The sequence below is a fragment of the Dyella sp. genome, assembly GCF_035486915.1.
In the GTDB taxonomy this organism is placed as follows: domain Bacteria; phylum Pseudomonadota; class Gammaproteobacteria; order Xanthomonadales; family Rhodanobacteraceae; genus Dyella_B.
This window is the reverse complement of the sequence record NZ_DATHMR010000088.1, coordinates 1-17,463: the sequence shown is the minus strand read 5'-3', so window position 1 is coordinate 17,463 and position 17,463 is coordinate 1. Positions and strand designations below refer to the sequence as shown.

General features: G+C 59.5%; 18 protein-coding genes and 1 pseudogene. 13 read left to right on the top strand and 6 right to left on the bottom strand.

What is annotated here, in order from left to right; genetic code table 11:
* The 3 genes from VK725_RS07095 to pdhA form a co-directional block, all read right to left on the bottom strand.
* Positions 1-413 (bottom strand): biotin/lipoyl-containing protein (locus VK725_RS07095; RefSeq protein WP_325317358.1); only part of this gene is annotated, 413 nt, incomplete at its 3' end.
* 164 nt (positions 414-577) lie between these two features.
* Positions 578-1,558, bottom strand: coding sequence for an alpha-ketoacid dehydrogenase subunit beta (locus VK725_RS07090; RefSeq protein ID WP_325317357.1), 981 nt, complete (start codon positions 1,556-1,558; stop codon positions 578-580).
* A 3-nt stretch (positions 1,559-1,561) separates the two neighbouring features.
* Positions 1,562-2,647 (bottom strand): pyruvate dehydrogenase (acetyl-transferring) E1 component subunit alpha, encoded by a 1,086-nt coding sequence (gene pdhA / locus VK725_RS07085; RefSeq protein ID WP_325317356.1) that lies wholly within the window; start codon positions 2,645-2,647, stop codon positions 1,562-1,564.
* A gap of 209 nt (positions 2,648-2,856) precedes the next feature.
* Here pdhA and VK725_RS07080 point away from each other — a divergent pair, with 209 nt between their 5' ends.
* Positions 2,857-3,705, top strand: a complete 849-nt coding sequence (locus VK725_RS07080) for a tryptophan 2,3-dioxygenase (RefSeq protein ID WP_325317355.1) — start codon at positions 2,857-2,859, stop codon at positions 3,703-3,705.
* Between the two features lie 200 nt (positions 3,706-3,905).
* The gene (locus VK725_RS07075; protein ID WP_325317354.1) at positions 3,906-5,414 is read left to right on the top strand and encodes an oligopeptide:H+ symporter; all 1,509 of its coding nucleotides are present in this window, start codon (positions 3,906-3,908) and stop codon (positions 5,412-5,414) included.
* Between the two features lie 111 nt (positions 5,415-5,525).
* On the opposite strand, the gene VK725_RS07070 is transcribed toward VK725_RS07075, so the two are convergent.
* Positions 5,526-5,990 (bottom strand): MarR family winged helix-turn-helix transcriptional regulator, encoded by a 465-nt coding sequence (locus tag VK725_RS07070; RefSeq protein ID WP_325317353.1) that lies wholly within the window; start codon positions 5,988-5,990, stop codon positions 5,526-5,528.
* A 112-nt stretch (positions 5,991-6,102) separates the two neighbouring features.
* Here VK725_RS07070 and hppD point away from each other — a divergent pair, with 112 nt between their 5' ends.
* The 6 genes from hppD to tpx all read left to right on the top strand — a co-directional run bounded on the left by hppD (position 6,103) and on the right by tpx (position 11,158).
* Positions 6,103-7,197 (top strand): 4-hydroxyphenylpyruvate dioxygenase, encoded by a 1,095-nt coding sequence (gene hppD, locus VK725_RS07065; RefSeq protein ID WP_325317352.1) that lies wholly within the window; start codon positions 6,103-6,105, stop codon positions 7,195-7,197.
* A 58-nt stretch (positions 7,198-7,255) separates the two neighbouring features.
* On the top strand, positions 7,256-7,657 hold the full coding sequence (locus tag VK725_RS07060; RefSeq protein WP_325317351.1) for an endonuclease domain-containing protein: 402 nt from the start codon (positions 7,256-7,258) through the stop codon (positions 7,655-7,657).
* An 18-nt stretch (positions 7,658-7,675) separates the two neighbouring features.
* Positions 7,676-8,974, top strand: coding sequence for a homogentisate 1,2-dioxygenase (gene hmgA, locus VK725_RS07055; protein ID WP_325317359.1), 1,299 nt, complete (start codon positions 7,676-7,678; stop codon positions 8,972-8,974).
* Between the two features lie 179 nt (positions 8,975-9,153).
* Positions 9,154-9,564 carry a hypothetical protein gene (locus VK725_RS07050; RefSeq protein ID WP_325317350.1) on the top strand — a complete coding sequence of 137 codons (411 nt, stop codon included), beginning with the start codon at positions 9,154-9,156 and terminating at the stop codon, positions 9,562-9,564.
* Between the two features lie 22 nt (positions 9,565-9,586).
* Complete coding sequence (locus VK725_RS07045) at positions 9,587-10,570, top strand: fumarylacetoacetate hydrolase family protein (protein ID WP_325317349.1); 984 nt, start codon at positions 9,587-9,589, stop codon at positions 10,568-10,570.
* 87 nt (positions 10,571-10,657) lie between these two features.
* Positions 10,658-11,158 (top strand): thiol peroxidase, encoded by a 501-nt coding sequence (gene tpx / locus VK725_RS07040; RefSeq protein ID WP_325317348.1) that lies wholly within the window; start codon positions 10,658-10,660, stop codon positions 11,156-11,158.
* A 54-nt stretch (positions 11,159-11,212) separates the two neighbouring features.
* On the opposite strand, the gene VK725_RS07035 is transcribed toward tpx, so the two are convergent.
* Together VK725_RS07035 and gap are read right to left on the bottom strand one after the other, a co-directional pair.
* Complete coding sequence (locus tag VK725_RS07035; RefSeq protein ID WP_325317347.1) at positions 11,213-12,124, bottom strand: hypothetical protein; 912 nt, start codon at positions 12,122-12,124, stop codon at positions 11,213-11,215.
* Between the two features lie 111 nt (positions 12,125-12,235).
* The gene (gap, locus tag VK725_RS07030) at positions 12,236-13,252 is read right to left on the bottom strand and encodes a type I glyceraldehyde-3-phosphate dehydrogenase (RefSeq protein ID WP_325317346.1); all 1,017 of its coding nucleotides are present in this window, start codon (positions 13,250-13,252) and stop codon (positions 12,236-12,238) included.
* Between the two features lie 170 nt (positions 13,253-13,422).
* Here gap and VK725_RS07025 point away from each other — a divergent pair, with 170 nt between their 5' ends.
* The 5 genes and pseudogenes from VK725_RS07025 to VK725_RS07005 all read left to right on the top strand — a co-directional run.
* Positions 13,423-13,887, top strand: a complete 465-nt coding sequence (locus tag VK725_RS07025) for an OsmC family protein (RefSeq protein ID WP_325317345.1) — start codon at positions 13,423-13,425, stop codon at positions 13,885-13,887.
* A gap of 53 nt (positions 13,888-13,940) precedes the next feature.
* Positions 13,941-14,753, top strand: a complete 813-nt coding sequence (locus VK725_RS07020) for a S1/P1 nuclease (RefSeq protein WP_325317344.1) — start codon at positions 13,941-13,943, stop codon at positions 14,751-14,753.
* Between the two features lie 409 nt (positions 14,754-15,162).
* Complete coding sequence (gene pyk, locus VK725_RS07015) at positions 15,163-16,635, top strand: pyruvate kinase (protein ID WP_325317343.1); 1,473 nt, start codon at positions 15,163-15,165, stop codon at positions 16,633-16,635.
* A 26-nt stretch (positions 16,636-16,661) separates the two neighbouring features.
* Positions 16,662-17,222, top strand: coding sequence for a hypothetical protein (locus tag VK725_RS07010; protein WP_325317342.1), 561 nt, complete (start codon positions 16,662-16,664; stop codon positions 17,220-17,222).
* A gap of 46 nt (positions 17,223-17,268) precedes the next feature.
* Positions 17,269-17,463 (top strand): annotated as a pseudogene (locus VK725_RS07005) (energy transducer TonB); the annotation flags it as partial.

Genomic DNA, 17,463 nt, shown 5'->3' with positions numbered 1-17,463 from the left:
CCAACCACGGTGCCTTCGTCTTCGCGATCAGCCTTGCCATTACCCGATTCGATCTCGCCGCCTTCATCGGAAGCGGTGACTTTCTTCGGCTCAGCCGCCGGCGCGGCAGCCTTCTTCGGGCCATGATGGTGGCCGGTGGCTTCGGCTTCGGCACGCTGCTTGGCATTCGGATCGGGTTCGAATTCGGCGAGTGCTGCGCCGGTTTCGATCACGTCGCCTGCAGCGCCATGCAGCTTGGTGACTTTGCCGGTGTACGGCGAAGGCACATCGACCACTGCCTTGGCGGTTTCCATCGACACCAGCGGCGCGTCGAGCTTGATGGTGTCGCCTTCTTTGACGTGCCATTCGACGACAGTCGCGTCGGGCAAGCCTTCGCCGAGGTCCGGCAGGTAGAACGTCTTGATGTCGGCCATGAGTCGGTTCCCGTAATCAGTCTTGATGTTCTTTCTTGCCGTCATCCCGGCGTGGGCCGGGATCCAGTGGCGTAGTTACTTACATGTGCGAAAGATTTAGCGTGCTTCGCACAGCATATTTTGACTGGATTCCGGCCTTCGCCGGAATGACGGTGCTTATAAAGTTAAGAGTTGGCGAGTGCGCGCTTGGCGGCTTCGACCACGCGCTCCGTGCTGGGCAGGTATTTCATTTCCAGACGGAACAACGGAATGTGCGTGTCGTAGCCAGTGACGCGTTCGACCGGCGCGAGCAGTTCGTACAGGCATTCTTCCGCGACGCGTGCGGCGATTTCGGCGCCGAAGCCAGCCGTCTTGGGCGCTTCGTGCACGATCACGCAACGGCCCGTCTTCTGCACGGATTCGGCGATGGTGTCGAAGTCGAGTGGCGTGAGCGTGGCGACGTCGATCACTTCGGCGCTGATGCCTTCTTCGGCCAGCGCATCGGCCGCTTCCAGCGCTTCCTTCACCTGCGCACCCCACGTCACGATGGTGACGTCGGTGCCGTCGCGCAGCACGAAGCATACGTCCAGCGGCAATGCTTCACCGTCGTCCGGCACTTCTTCCTTGTATTGGCGATAGATGCGCTTGGGTTCGAAGAACATCACCGGATCCGGATCGCGGATCGCGGCGAGCAACAGGCCGTATGCACGTGCCGGTGAAGACGGCATCACAACGCGCAGGCCCGGGATGTTGGTGAACAGATGTTCGTTCGCTTCGGAGTGATGTTCCGGCGCCCGAATACCGCCGCCCCACGGGGCGCGCCACACAGCCGGCACGGTGATGCGGCCGCGCGTGCGGTTGCGTAGACGCGCAGCGTGGCAGGCGATCTGTTCCATCATCGGATAGATGAAGCCTTCGAACTGCGCTTCGGCCACCGGCTTCATGCCTTGTGCGGCCAGACCGACGGTGACGCCGGCGATGGTGGTTTCGTCCAGCGGCGTGTCGAGCACGCGCAGTTCTCCGAACTTTTCCTGCAGACCCTGCGTGGCGCGGAACACGCCGCCATTCACGCCGACGTCTTCACCCAGCACCACGACGCTTTCGTCGTGGGCCATTTCATAAGCGAGTGCCTGGGTAACGGCTTCGATAAGAGTGATTTGTGCCATGGCTTAGTGCGCCTTCTTGTCGAGCGAGATGGCCAGATCGCGCTGTTTGGCGAGATCGGCGGGGACTTCGGCGAAGGTGTAGTCGAACATCGCCGTGACGGGCTGGGTCTTGGTTTCGAGGTAGGCGTTGACCTCGTTATCCATCCACTCGTCGCACTCGTTCTTCCAGGCTTCTTCTTTCTTGTCGTCCCACACTTTCTTGGCCACCAGCCAGTTGCGCAGGCGCTTCATCGGCTCTTTCGCCCAGGCGTCTTTCACTTCTTGCTCGCCGCGATAACGGCGTGCATCGTCGGCAGTGGTGTGATCGCTCAGGCGATACGTGACCAGTTCCAACACGCTGGCACCCTTGCCGGTGCGTGCGCGTTCGAGCGCGTCTTCCATCGCCTTGCGCACGGCGATGATGTCGTTGCCGTCCACCTGGATGCTGTAGAGGCCGGCGGCGATGCCTTTCTGCGCGAGCGTGGTGGCGCCGGACTGAATCTTGCGCGGCACCGAAATCGCCCACTGGTTGTTCACGATGACCGCGACCATCGGCAGGTTCTGTGCGCCGGCGATGTTGATGGCGCCGTAGAAATCGCCCTTCGACGAACCGCCGTCACCGATCGTGCATACGGCCACGCGCGGTTCGTTGCGGATCTTGAATGCCAGCGCGGAACCGGCGGCATGCAGGCATTGGGTGGCAATCGGCACCGACCATGCGAAGTCGTGACGTGCAGGTTCTTTCTGATAATCGTTACCGCGTTCGTCACCGCCCCAGTACATGTACACCTCGCGCGGCTGTACGCCACGGTAGAGCTGTGCACCGTATTCGCGGTAGCTAGGGGCGAACACGTCTTCCGGCCGCATGGCGCTGCCGATGCCCACGTGCGAGGCTTCGTGGCCCAGACAGCTTGCATAGGTGCCGAGCTTGCCGGTACGTTGCAGGGCTACCGACTTCGCATCGAACACGCGAGTCGACATCATCAGCTTGTACAGCTCGACCATGTGGTCGAGGTCTTTGGCGAACTCAGGCAGGTCGTCACGGACCTGTTTGCCTTCGGCATCGAGGTATTGCAGATATTCAATTTCAAACTTGGCGGCGATGGACACGACTCGCTCCCGGGTGGGGTAAGGAAAAATCTGCGGGGGGAGGCGCGGCCCATCCAGTGGGGCCGGACGCACATAAAATCCCAGAGTAAGACGGCGATTTTTAACAGGCCGCCATGTTGCGCCGCAAGGTACGGTGCAGCATGCGAGTCCGTACGGCCCTGGCCCGGCAACCGGTTAACATGTGCGTTTTCCGGGATTTGCGGGCGACCATGACGGACAATCGGCGGGATCTTGAAGCGGGCATCGAGCTGGACCTGAACGGCCGGATGACCTATGGCGGCTACCTGCGGCTGGACCAATTGCTCAGCGCCCAACACCCGCTCAGCCAGCCGCCGCATCACGACGAGATGCTTTTCATCGTGCAGCATCAGGTGGCCGAACTGTGGATGAAGCTGATTATCCACGAGCTGAAAGCCGCTATTGCGCACTTGCGGATGGATGATGTCAACGCGTGCCTGAAGGTTCTTGCGCGCGTGAAACAGGTGCAGCGCCAGCTGTTTGAGCAGTGGGCCGTACTGGAGACGCTGACACCGTCGGAATACCTGGAATTTCGCGATGTACTGGGCCCTTCGTCGGGCTTTCAGTCGCTGCAGTACCGCCTGATCGAATTCATGCTCGGCAACAAGAACGCGCAGATGCTGCGTGTGTTCGACTATGACGCCAACGCACAGGCGCAACTGCGCGAGGTATTGGAAGCGCCGGGGTTGTACGACGAATTCCTGCGTTATCTGGCGCGTCGCGGCCACGCGGTTCCGGCGGCGCGTATCGAGCGCGACTGGAGCGAACCCTATCAGCGCCATGACGATTTATTGCCGGTGTTCAAGCGCATTTACGAAGAGCGTGCAACGTTCTGGCCGGAGTACCACATGTGCGAACAACTTGTGGATGTGGAAGAGAGTTTTCAACTGTGGCGTTTCCGCCATATGAAAACCGTCGAGCGCATCATCGGACATCGGCGGGGGACGGGTGGTTCCTCGGGTGTGGCATTCCTCAAGAAAGCGTTGGAACTGGAGTTCTTCCCAGAGTTACTCGACGTGCGCACGGTATTGGGAAGCTAATCTCCCCTCACCGTCATTCCAGCTTCCGCTGGAATGACGGTGAGGGGAGTGTATGGAACGACGGCGATGTGCGTGTCTGGAATGACTGCTAGAGGAGTGTCATGGTGCAACGCATTTGACGTTGCACGCCCCGCCCGATACATAGAGCCATTCGGCGCGGTATTCGACACCGCGCTCATCACGATTCAAGGGGACCATCCGTGAGCCAGAATCCCGAAGCCGGCGCTGCCGCATCGCCCGACTTTCCGCAACTGCTTGGTCATCCGCGTCCGCTATGGATGCTGTTCATGACCGAATTCTGGGAACGCTTTGCGTTCTACAGCGTGAGCTGGGCGCTGGCGCTGTATATCGTCGCGCAGTTCTACCACGGCGATGCATCGGGACAATCCTGGGCCAGCAATACCTATGGCGCATACACCGCGCTGATTTATGCCACGGGTATTTTCGGCGGCTACGTGGCGGACAAGTTGATCGGCTATCAGCGCTCGATCCTGCTCGGTGCATTGGTCATGGCGGCAGGTCTTTTTACGATCATGTTGCCCAGCAAGGAGGCGATGCTGCTGGGTCTGGCGATGGTGGTCGTCGGCGACGGTCTGTTCAAGCCGAACATTTCTTCGATGGTCGGTCAGTTGTATGGACCTAACGACGATCGGCGCGATAGCGGTTTCACGCTGTTCTACATGGGCATTAACGCCGGTGCGTTCGTGGCGCCCTTGTTGACCGGTTGGCTCGCGAGCTATTTCACCGATACGCCGATGGCGCAGAACTACCGCGCGGTATTCGCGGCGGCCGGCGTTGGCATGGTGCTGAGCCTGCTGTGGTTCTGGTTCGGTCGCCGCGGTTTGCGCGGTGTGGGCCGTCCTGCGCCGGAAGCATCCAGCCGCATGCGTGTGTTGTGGGTTTTCGTTGGCGTGCTGGTGGCGGTGCCGGTTATCTACTTCGTGCTGTCGAAGATCAGTGCGCTGGGTCTGCAATGGTTGCTCGGTCTGCTGTTCATCGGCGTCGCAGCGATGTTGATCGCCGAAGCGGCACGTACCGGCAAAGTGCAGGTGCACCGCGTGATTGCCATGCTAATCATCTTTGCCTTCAACTTGTTGTTCTGGATGTTCTATTTCCAGTTCGGCACGTCGTTCAATTTCCTTGCCGAGAACCTGGTCGATCGCAAGCTGTTCGGCGGTTGGGAATTCCCGGTGGGCTGGTATCAGTCGGTGACGCCGCTGGCGATCATCGTGCTGGCGCCGATCGTGACGCAGGTATGGGCGTTTTTGTCACGCCGGCGTATGGAACCGTCGATTCCGCGCAAGTTCGGCCTTGGTTTGATCTTCAACGGACTGGGCTTCATGGTGCTGGTGTATGCCTTGTCGCGGTTGATCGATCCGCGCGGATTGATCCCGTTCTGGCCGTTGACCACCTGCTACGTGCTGCAGACGGTGGGCGAGCTGTGTCTGTCGCCGATCGGCTTGTCGATGGTGACCAAACTCGCGCCGCCGCGTCTGGTGGGCCTTGCGATGGGTGGATGGTTCCTGTCGTTGGCCGAGGGCGGCAATCTTTCCGGATTGCTCGCGGGCCATATCAGCGGCGAAAACGGCATGACCGCCGCTTCCGCACTCAGTGGCTTCAACTTCAGCTTCTGGACGCTCGTTGGTGCAGGCGTCGTGCTGTTGCTGATTTCGCCGCTGATAAACCGGTTGATGCACGGCGTGAGGTGACAAACTGGCGCCCGAACGTCGTTCGCGCCTTTGCCAGTTCGTCATCCCCGCGTAGGCGGGGATCCAGTGAGATACGCCTGCGCAGCACTCTTCTTAAGAGAATATGACCGGTCAGTGCGCGAGCAGCTTGTCCAGAATGCGCGTCAGCCACTCCTGTTCTTCGGCATCGAGCTTGGCCAGCACTTCGCGCTCGCGGTTGCGCGCCATCGGCGCGACATCGTCATGAATCAGCCAACCGGCCTCGGTCAGGTTCAGCACCGAGCGGCGCTTATCGCCGCCGTGCGTTTCGCGGTGCACGCGACCGGCTTCCACCAATCGAGCCAGCGCGCGGCTTACCGCGACTTTGTCCATCGCCGTCCGCTCGGCCACTTCGCGTGCCGACAGACCATGGAAGCGGGCCAACACCGCCATCACACGCCATTCGGTAACGCTAAGGTCGTAACGTCGCTGGTAGTCGTCCGCGATGGCCTGGCTGACGGTGTTGGAGAGGATCGACAGCCGGTAGGGCAGGAAATGCTCCAGTTCGAGAGGGGCGTGTTCGGCTCCGGCCGGGGCAGGCTTGCGCGGGTTGGACATTGCGGCACTGTTCCTTGCAATTAGTTTCATTTGTAACTATAACGTGGTCCTTATCCCGATGGTGGCACGCTGCCTTGGCTGCCGTCGCGCATCGATTGATCAGGAGAGCGCCATGAACGCCCAACCCAACCTCGGTATGCAAGTCACCACCTTCGAAAACCCCATGGGTATCGATGGTTTCGAGTTCGTCGAGTTTGCCGCACCCGGCGCTCGCGGTGGCGAACTGCATGCATTGTTCAAGAACATGGGCTTCGCGCCGGTGCTCAAACACAAGAGTCGTGCGATCACCGTGTATCGCCAGGGCGGCGTGAACTTCCTGATCAACGAAGAGCCCAATTCCTTCGCAGCAGATTTTGCCGCCAAGCATGGCCCCTGCGCCTGCGGTTTCGCGATTCGCTTCGAGAAGCCTTCCGGCGAGGTGCTCAAGACGGTGGTTTCCAACGGTGGCGAAGCGTTTACCGATAAGGCCGATACGAAAGCGGTGAATGCGCCGGTGGTGAAGGGTATTGGCGATTGCATGCTGTATCTGATCGATCGTTACGGCAGCGCGGGCAGCATCTACGACGGCGATTACGCACCGATTCCGGGCGCCGATCAGAATCCTGCTGGCTTCGGTCTGACCTTCATCGATCACCTTACGCACAACCTCTACTTCGGCAACATGCAGAAGTGGTCCGACTACTACGAGCGCCTGTTCAACTTCCGCGAAATTCGCTACTTCGATATCAAGGGTGCGAAGACAGGCCTCGTGTCGAAGGCCATGACGGCGCCGGATGGCATCGTGCGCATTCCGCTCAACGAATCGAGCGATCCGAAGTCGCAGATCAACGAATATCTCGACGCGTATCACGGCGAAGGCATCCAACACATCGCGTGTTTCACCGACAACATTTACGACACCGTGGAGGCGATGCGCGCCAAGGGCGTCCAATTCCTCGATACGCCCGATACGTACTTTGATGTGATCGAGCATCGCATCCCCAACCATGGCGAAGATGTGCCGCGCCTGGCCAAGAACAAGATCCTGATCGACGCCGATCCGGAGACCAAGCAGCGCAAACTGCTGCAGATCTTCACGCAGAACAATATCGGGCCGATCTTCTTCGAGATCATTCAGCGTAAAGGCAACGAAGGTTTCGGCGAAGGCAACTTCCAGGCGCTGTTCGAATCCATCGAACGTGACCAAATGAAGCGCGGCGTGCTCTAACGCTTTACTTTAAAAGCCCCTCTCCCTCTGGGAGAGGGGTTGGGGTGAGGGTACGCCGATGCAAGGAAGCATCAAACCGCCGCTACCAACAAGAACGCGAAACCATTCGCGTCACTTGCGACAAGCAGCCACCGAAGTCGAGCAAAAGCTCTGGTACTGCTTGCGAGGCGGAAGGTTGAATGGTTACAAATTTCGACGCCAGCACGCCCTGCCTCCTTATGTAGTCGATTTTTATTGTGATGCGAGACGTTTGGTGATCGAGCTGGATGGATCGCAGCACAATGTGCAAGTGGATGAGATGCGCACGCGTTATCTGGAATCCCTAGGTATGAAGATATTGCGATTCTGGGATAACGAAGTGCTACAGCAGACGAATGCGGTGCTTGAGGCGATATTGAATACTCTCGAACATCGTACCCTCACCCCCAACCCCTCTCCCGATGGGAGAGGGGAGCAATGAAACCAGGTGATGCGCGTGATGGAATCGACAGGCTACCAATCTGGCTTTGGCAACGAATTCGCTAGCGAGGCGATTTCCGGCATTTTGCCAAAGGGGCAAAACTCACCGCAGCGCGTTGCGCATGGTCTCTATGCGGAGCAGCTTTCGGGCACGGCTTTTACAGCGCCGCGCCACAGCAATCAGCGTAGCTGGTTGTACCGCATTCGACCGGCCGCGATGCACCTGCCGTTCGAACCACGGCCCCACGCAACGTTTCACAATCGCTTTGACGAAGCGCCAGCCACACCGAATCAGTTGCGCTGGGATCCATGGCCGATGCCGGCGAAGCCGACGGATTTCGTCGACGGTCTCGTGACGCTCGCAGGCAACGGCGGTCCGGCAGAACAAGCCGGCTGCGGCATCCACATCTACGCCGCAAACAGTTCAATGAAAGGGCGTTTCTTCTACGACGCCGACGGCGAGTTGCTCATCGTGCCGCAGCAGGGGCGTTTGCATATCGCGACCGAGTTCGGCGTGCTGGATGTCAAACCGCTCGAAGTCGCCGTGATTCCGCGTGGCGTTCGCTTCCGCGTGGAATTGCTCGATGGTGAAGCGCGCGGCTACGTCGCCGAAAACTTCGGTGCGTTATTGCGTCTGCCCGATCTTGGTCCGATTGGCGCCAACTCGATGGCGTTGCCGCGCGACTTCCTTACGCCGCATGCCGCTTATGAAGATGTCGAAGGCGACTTCGAGCTGATCAACAAATTCCAGGGCTTGCTGTGGACCGCGCGCATCGATCATTCGCCGCTGGATGTGGTGGCTTGGCACGGCAATTACGCGCCCTACAAATACGATCTCACGCACTTCAACACCGTTGGCTCGATCAGCGTCGATCATCCCGATCCGTCGATCTTCACAGTGCTCACGTCGCCGAGCGACACGCCCGGCACGGCGAACGTCGATTTCGTAATCTTCCCGCCGCGCTGGCTAGTTGCCGAACACACGTTCCGGCCGCCATATTTCCATCGCAACGTCGCCAGTCAATTCATGGGTTTGATCGAAGGCGTTTATGACGCGAAGGCTGGCGGCTTCGCGCCAGGCGGCGCGAGCTTGCACAACTGCATGAGCGGTCACGGTCCGGATGCGGCGAGTTTCGAGAAAGCGACCGTTGCGGATGTCAGCAAGCCCGATCATCTCACCGGCACGATGGCTTTTATGTTCGAAACCCGCAAAGTGATTCATCCGACAAAACAGGCCTTGGATGCACCACAGCTGCAGCACGATTACTACAAGTGCTGGCAAGGCATCAAAAAGCATTTCAATCCGGAGCGTGCGTGACGCGGGCGTTGCCGCTCGTGTGTTTCATGACCCTGCTTGCAGGGTGTGGCGGCGCGCCTTCAGGAGCCTCTGCGCCGGTTAGCGCATCAAGTGCAGCGGCTACGGCGTCCACGGTAGCTGCCGCGTCATCGACGAAATCCAACGTCGAAAATATGGCGCGCTTCGACGGTTTTGGAGACATGCGTTTCGGCTTGGATGAAAAGGCGTTTCGCCAGGCGTGGCAGGGCGACTTGTCCGGCATGTCGGCGACCGATGGTGGTTGTTATTACTTGACGCCCAAGTGGATCAAGTCGGCGTCCGATTTCGGTTTCATGTTCGAAGGCGGACACTTCGTACGTTACGACGTGGGTCAAACCAACGAAACTGCGCCGGGCGGCGGTAAGGTCGGCATGACGGTCGATCAGATTCGCACGCTGTACGGTAATCGCATTGAAGAGACGCCGCACAAATACGAGCCGGGTGCGCTTTATTTGCGCATCGCGGGAGACAATCACGGTGTGCTGCTGTTCGAAACAGATGCGTCCGGAAAAATAACGCGATGGCGCGTGGGTGTGCCGCCGCAAATCGATTACGTGGAAGGTTGCTCGTGAGTGCAGCCGACGGAGTGAAGGCATGAAACTAGGCAGTCTCAAGGAAGGCGGCCGCGATGGCACGCTGATCGTCGTCAGTCGCGATCTGACACACGCGGTGAAAGCCACCGATATCGCAGCGACCATGCAGGCGGCGCTGGACGATTGGTCGAACGTTGCGCCGCGCTTGAATGCGTTGTCGGATGATCTCAATGCCGGTAAAGCGACGGGCGCGTTTGCGCTGGATATGAAAGTATTGGCGGCGCCGCTTCCGCGTGCCTATGAATTTGTCGATGGCAGTGCGTATCTGCCGCACGTCGAGCGCGTGCGTCGCGCACGTGGCGCGGAAGTGCCCGAGTCGTTTTACGTCGATCCGCTGATGTACCAGGCAACTAGCGCAGGCTTCCTCGGCCCGCGCGATCCGGTGATCGTGCCGAGCGAAGACTACGGCATCGATTTGGAAGCCGAAGTCGTTGTCGTTACGGACGATGTGCCCATGGCGGTGACGCCAGAGCAAGCGGCTGCACACATTCAGCTTGTGGGTCTTGTCAACGACGTCAGTCTGCGCAATCTGATTCCCAACGAGCTGGCCAAAGGTTTTGGCTTCCTGCAATCCAAGCCGCGCTCGGCGCTTTCGCCGGTTTTCGTAACGCCGGACGAACTGGGCGATGCGTGGCAGGATGAGAAGCTTCATCTGCCAATGCGCACGTGGCTCAACGGCAAGTGGTTTGGCGAAGCCGAATGCGGCGTGGACATGCAGTTCAACTTTGCGCAGCTCGTTGCGCACGCGGCCAAGACACGTCCGCTTACGGCGGGCAGCATCGTGGGCTCGGGCACGATTGCCAATGAAGATACCAGCAAGGGCGCGTCGTGCCTTGCCGAGCAGCGTACGGTCGAAACGCTGGCGAGCGGCAAGCCCAGCACGCCATTCCTCAAGTATGGCGACACGTTGTGTATCGAGATCACCGATGCGCACGGTGCGTCGATCTTCGGCGCTATCGAACAGGTCATCGCGCCGCAGAAGTGATGCAGGTGACGTGGTGTGCCATCGGCGTTATCTTCTTCCGATCGCACGACGCGCGAATGCATCTCACAGACACAGGAGTTACACCTCATGTCCCAAGTCACCCTGAAAGGCAACCCGATCAAGATCGACGGTCATTTTCCGGCCGTCGGCGACAAGGCGCCGGCTTTCAGCCTTGTTGCCAAAGATCTGTCCGATGCAACGCTCGCGAATTTCAGCGGCAAGCGCAAGGTGCTGAACATCTTTCCGAGTGTGGATACGCCGACCTGTGCGATGTCCGTGCGACACTTCAATGAAGCAGCCAGTGCGTTGAACAATACGGTTGTGCTCTGCATTTCCGCAGATCTGCCTTTCGCGCAAGCGCGCTTTTGCGGCGCGGAAGGCCTGAGCAATGTGGTGACGTTGTCTACCATGCGTGGTCACGATTTCCTCAAGCATTACGGTGTGGCGATTGCTTCCAGCCCGCTGGCCGGTCTCGCCGCGCGTGCCGTGGTGGTGCTCGATGAGCACGACAAGGTGCTGCACACTGAAATGGTGAGTGAAATCGCGCAGGAACCCAATTACGATGCGGCGCTCGCCGCATTGCGCTGACAGAACGCAACAAAAAAAGCCGGGTCAAGTCCCGGCTTTTTTATTGCCGCGACATCAATGGCTGTCATCCATGTGATAGTCCTTGTTTCCAATGACCATGGGCACCCACGCGTAACGTAGTGCGTTGCCTTCTGGTGCGGGTTGCAGCGTCACCGATTTTGCCCAGTTGCGCAGTGTGCCGCCGACCTCTGGGCGTGGTACGGCATCGACCAATTGGACGTTCGCTGCAGAACCGTCCGGCTTGAATGCGATGAGGTAGTCGGCGATGCCGGTGTCGGGCCGTCGGCTATCGGGCAGCTGTACGCGATGGTGCATCATCCTGTTCGGGCGATCGCCGTCGTTCAGCGCATCGGCCTGCATGCCGGCGCGGATCTGCGCATCGTTCAATGCGACGAAACTGTTCACGTCCTTCATGATGGCAGCCATCTGCGTATCCGTGACGTGCGACTTGATACGCGAAACGAGTTCGGCAGCGTAGCTTTCTCGCGGGCTGTGGCTGGTCTCGGGTGCGAGCAGGGCATAGTGGCTATAGATTTGCGCCCAGTTCATGGCTTCTTGATATTGACCCGCGGCAAGCTTCAATTCCGCCATTTTCGCCATGGCATACACGCTGCCGCGGATCGCGGCGTTACCGAGATAAAGGCTCGCTTTCTGCGGATTGTCGTCTACCGGCGAACCAGGGGCGTTCTTGCCCATGTGGTACAGCGATCCGAGCGCGTAAAGATCTTTGGGATTACGCAAGTCGGGTGATTGCTCGACCTGGGCGAGCATGCGCTCGCGATCGGCAAGAGGCTTGCTTTGATCGAATAAAGAAGCCCACTGAGCGTCCGACATAAGGGCGTGTGGAGGCGCCAAGCTGGGCGTCGGCGCAGCGGCGTCGGCCGCAATTGCGCCAAAGGGAGCAAACGCCACGACTGTTCCGAGAATCAAACCGGGCCATACAGAACGCTGGAATGCAATACGCATGGCGATGCCTCTCCGTAGCATGGTGGTGCTTCAAGTATCGCGCCGTCGATGGCATAAAAAAAGCGACCACCGGAGTGGTCGCTTTTTTCACGCAATGCCGACAATTCGTAATTACTTGGCGGCCATCAGTGCCTTGGTCATGTCCAACATGCGATTGGAGAAACCCCATTCGTTGTCGTACCAGCTCAGCACCTTCACCAGCGTGCCGCCCATGACGCGCGTCTGCGTGGTGTCATAGATGGACGAGGCAGGATTGTGGTTGAAATCGATCGACACGAGTGGCTTGGTGTTGATTTCCAGGATGCCCTTCAGCGCACCCTGCGAGGCTTCATGAACAACGGCGTCGATTTCTTCCTTCGTGGTCGGGCGAGCCGCGACGAAGGTGAGGTCGACCACGGACACATTGATCGTCGGCACGCGCATGGCGAAACCGTCGAGCTTGCCGTTGAGTTCCGGCAGCACCAGACCCACCGCGGCGGCAGCGCCGGTCTTGGTCGGAATCTGCGAATGTGTGGCGGAACGTGCGCGGCGCAGGTCGGAGTGATAAACGTCCGTCAGCACCTGGTCGTTGGTGTAGGCATGAATGGTCGTCATCAGGCCGTGCACGATGCCGATCTTGTCGTTCAGCACCTTCGCCAGCGGCGCAAGGCAGTTGGTGGTGCACGACGCGTTGGAGATGACTTGGTGCTGCCCGGCGCTGATCTTGTCGTCGTTCACGCCGAACACGAAGGTGCCGTCGACATCTTTGTCGCCTGGGGCAGAAATGATCACCTTCTTCGCGCCCGCGGCGATGTGCGCGCCGGCCTTGGCCTTGGAAGTGAACAGGCCCGTGCATTCAAGCACCACGTCCACGCCGAGGTCGCCCCAGGGCAATTTCGACGGATCGCGCTCGGCGCATACCTTGATGCGGTCGCCGTTGACGATCAGATCGCCACCGTCCACCGCCACCTGACCGGGGAAGCGGCCGTGTGCGGTGTCGTATTGAGTGAGGTGCGCGTTCGTCTCGGCATTGCCGAGGTCGTTGATCGCGACGATCTGAAACTCTTTCGTACGACCGGATTCATACAACGCACGCAGAATGTTGCGACCGATACGACCGTAACCGTTGATGGCGACCTTGATGGCCATGGGACAGCGTCCTCCAAAGTGATGGCGAGCAGCAAAGCGGCGGTCCTGATGGGCCGCCGGAACGCGCATTTTAGCCCGAACCGGCACCCTAAGCGGGTAACCGGCCTCGGGCACACGCGTAAGTGCGCTGGACCGGGCTATAAAGACCCCTCTTGATGCGGAGAAACTCCATGAGCGACGAGCAGTTGGTCGAGGTGACCCTTGAGCAGACCGGACCCTATGAATTTCGCGTCCGGTTCGATGGCACAGCGATTCCCGATCTGGTGACGGATGAAAACCCGCCCCTGGGTGCGGACGCAGGACCGAATCCATCGCGCCTGCTGGCGGTTTCGGTTGCGAACTGCCTGTCGGCCAGCTTGTTGTTCGCGCTGCGTAAATACAAGAACGACCCCGGCAAGCTAGTGACCCGATCGCGCGCCGCGATGGCACGCAATGACGAGGGCCGTCTGCGCATCGCGCACGTGACCGTCGATCTTCAACTCGCCGATGTTGCCTCGGCACTGGAGCATGCCGACCGCGCGTTTGCGCAATTCGAAAATTTTTGCATCGTCACCGAGAGCGTTCGGGAGGGTATCCCGATAGAGGTCAATGTGCGCGATGCGGCTGGCGCCATCGTGCATACCAGCAACGTCTGACTGTCATATCGACTATGGCAAGATGCCTGGTTTCCGCCCTCCGAGTTACCCGTATGTTCCGTGCCCGCCGTATTGCTGCCGCCTTGTTCGCCACACTTGCCATCGCGCCGGTCGCCGAGGCGTGGGGGCCGCTTGGACACAGTGTCGTCGCCGACTTGGCGCAGCGTCATATGAGTCCGGCCGCCAAAACGGAAATGGAACATCTGCTCGCGCTGGATCACACAACGTCATTGGCTGACATCGCCAGCTGGCCCGATGAAATTCGCAACGATCCCAACCAGCAGGCACTCTGGAAGGAAACGCGTCCGCTCCATTACATCGACTTCCGCGATCCGAGCTGCGTGTACGTGCCGCCGCGCGATTGCAAGGATGGCAAGTGCGTCGTCGAGGCGCTTCCTCATTACGTGGCGATCCTGAGCGATCGCAGCCAGTCGGATGCAACGCGACTGCAGGCGCTCAAGTTTGTGGTGCATTTCGTTGGCGACATTCATCAGCCGCTGCACGGCAACTACCAGGACGATGCGGGCGCCAATAGCTATCAGGTGCAGTTCCAGGGGCAGGGTACAAACCTGCACCGCGTGTGGGACTCCGGTCTGCTGAGTACACGCAATATGGATTGGAAAGCCTACGCGAACATGCTCGATGCAGAAGGTTTCGAGCCGTTGCCGCAGCCCATCGCTCCGCTGGATAACCCCTACGCGCAATGGGCGGAGGAATCGTGCCAGATCACGCACACGATTTATCCGGACGGTCACAAGATCGATCAGGCGTATATCGATGCCAACTTGCCGATCGCGGACAACCGATTGCGCGAAGCGGGCAGGCGCTTGGCGGAAGTCTTGAATCTCGCGCTGCAAAACGGCTGACGGAACGGTTCGCATCAATCGCTGCATACGTATGCAGATTTTTGATCAGTAGGCGGGGCCAAGAGGGCGCCAAAGCCGTAAGCGTTGCGTGAACGCTGCGCGCGAATCTACCGCGCGTCCATCTGAGTGGCGCGTGTTGGAAAATCTGGTTGGCTCATAAATCTCTCAAGGGCAATGGACTTACGAGAGCTGGTATTGCGTGATCGCTGCACTTGGCCTGTAAGTTTGACTCGACAGCGTTGGCGACGTCGTTATCAAAATAGACACTCGAACGGGTATACGTTTATCCGTCCATTTCATGTGCTGGATTTTGACGCACTGCGACAGTACGCCGGCGTTGGCGAAAGGGAGTTGTCGAGCCACCGCGCAGTTCTGTTAGTCTGCGAAGATGACTGGAAAAAGTGAAGCAATGACTACCGACACTCATCTACGCCGCACCAAAATTGTTGCCACTCTCGGCCCCGCCACCGATGCACCTGGCATGCTCGAACGAATCCTTGCCGAAGGCGTCGATGTCGTTCGTCTCAATCTTTCGCACGGTCAGTCTGACGATCATCGCGCTCGCGCCGTTGCAGTACGCAAGGCGGCGGAGAAAGTGGGGCGCGAAGTCGGCATTCTTGCCGACCTGCAAGGTCCGAAGATTCGCGTTGAGCGCTTCGCCAATGGTCCGATCGAATTGCGCGATGGCGATCCGTTCGTTCTGGATTGCCGTGCCGATGCGCCTCCTGGCGATACCACGCGCGTGGGCGTGAGCTATCTCGGTTTGCCGCAGGACGTGAATGCCGGCGACGTGCTTTTATTGGACGACGGCTTGGTAGCGCTAACCGTACTTGAGGTGGTCGGCGCCGAAGTACGTTGCCAGGTGTTGATTGGCGGTCGCCTTTCGGACCGCAAGGGATTGAATCGTCAGGGTGGCGGCTTGTCCGTGTCCGCGTTGTCTGAAAAAGACAAGGCCGACATCAAGTTGGCTGCGGAAATCGGTGCAGACTTTCTTGCGGTGTCCTTCGTGCGCTCAGGCGCGGACATGGACCTGGCGCGAAAGCTGCTGCACGAAGCCGGCGGCAACGCATCGCTGGTCGCAAAGATCGAGCGCGCCGATGCCATTCCCGTGCTGGGTGAAATCATCGATGCATCCGATGTCGTGATGGTGGCGCGTGGCGATCTGGGTGTGGAAATCGGCGACGCCGAGTTACCCGGTCTGCAGAAAAAGATCATTCGCGAAGCCGTGCAGCGCAACCGTGCCGTGATTACCGCCACGCAAATGTTGCAATCGATGGTGAAGTCGCCGATTCCGACGCGTGCCGAAGTACTGGACGTCGCCAACGCGGTGATCGACGGTACCGACGCAGTGATGCTGTCGGAAGAATCCGCAGCCGGCGCGCATCCGGACAAGGCCGTGGCGGCGTTGCGTCGCATCTGCCTGGGCGCCGAACGCCAATTCGAGCCGAAGGAAGATCTGAGCACGGCAGGACATCGGCTCGATCGCACCGACCAGGCCATCGCGAAGGCGGCCATGCTGCTGGCCAGCGAGGTTGGCGTACGCGCCATCGTGGCATTGACGGAATCGGGTGCGACGGCGCAATGGCTGTCGCGCTATCGCAGCGCTGTGCCGATCTACGCACTCTCGCCATTCGACGACGCACGCCGCCGCATGCTGGTGTTGCGCGATGTGCAGCCTGTCAAGTTCACGCACGACACCTTGAATCCTGCTGTGTCGGCGCGTGAAGCTGTGCGTCAGCTGTTCGCGATGGGCAAGCTCGCCGACGGCGATCGCGTCGTGCTCACGCACGGTGACCACATCGGCCGCGGCGGTGGCACGAATACGTTGAAGCTTCTTTCCGTGGGCACTGAAGGTATGGTGGAAAGTCTTCGCGATCTTTAGTTAGTTCGAACCATCAGGGAGGGGGTATGAAGACGACCTTGTTTACGGTGCTTTGCATCGCGATCCGCCTGGGTGTCGTTCTGCTTGCCGTGAATATTCTGGAACAGTTGCCGTTCTGGCTTTCGCAGTCGCATCAGGGCGGCACCTATACCCTCTATCAGTTGCTGGTCGGACTCTTCGGTCTCGTTATGGCCGCCGTGCTCTGGGTGCGCCCCGGCATACTTGCGTGGTGGGCTATAGGCAAAGGACAGCGCGAAGTCCTGGAGATTCCGATCAGCGCGGATCAGATACAGCACATCGCTTTTTCGGTGCTGGGAATATGGATGGCTATCTCGGGTCTTGGCGGTTGCATCAGTCACGTCATGATCATGCTGTTTCTTCACGCGCGCGTGGCGGATGCTGCGACCGGGATACTGCCGCCCGGTGAATGGCGGTATGTGTGCTATTACATCCTCGAAGCCGTCGCGGGTGGTGCGTTGGCCATGGGATCTCGTGGTCTGATCGGTTTGCTTTATCGGCTCCGCGGTTATCCCGTTACCGGACGTAGCGCATTGGGCGATGGCACTGCGGTGGCGCGGGACGACTAAACTGGACGCTCATCCCCATTTTTCACGGTAGGCAGGAGGTCTCCCCATGAATACCATTTCTCGACGTGTCCGATCCGCACTGTTTGTAGCCGTCGCTGTCGCCAGTTGTGCACCTGTCATGGCGCAGGAACCTCGCCGTGTACCGCCAGAGCAGCTTCCCTACACCTGGGTTCTAACGAACAGCGATGTCTCGGTGGATGTCCCCAATAGTGGCGTGAACATCTACAAGCCCGGTTGCGTG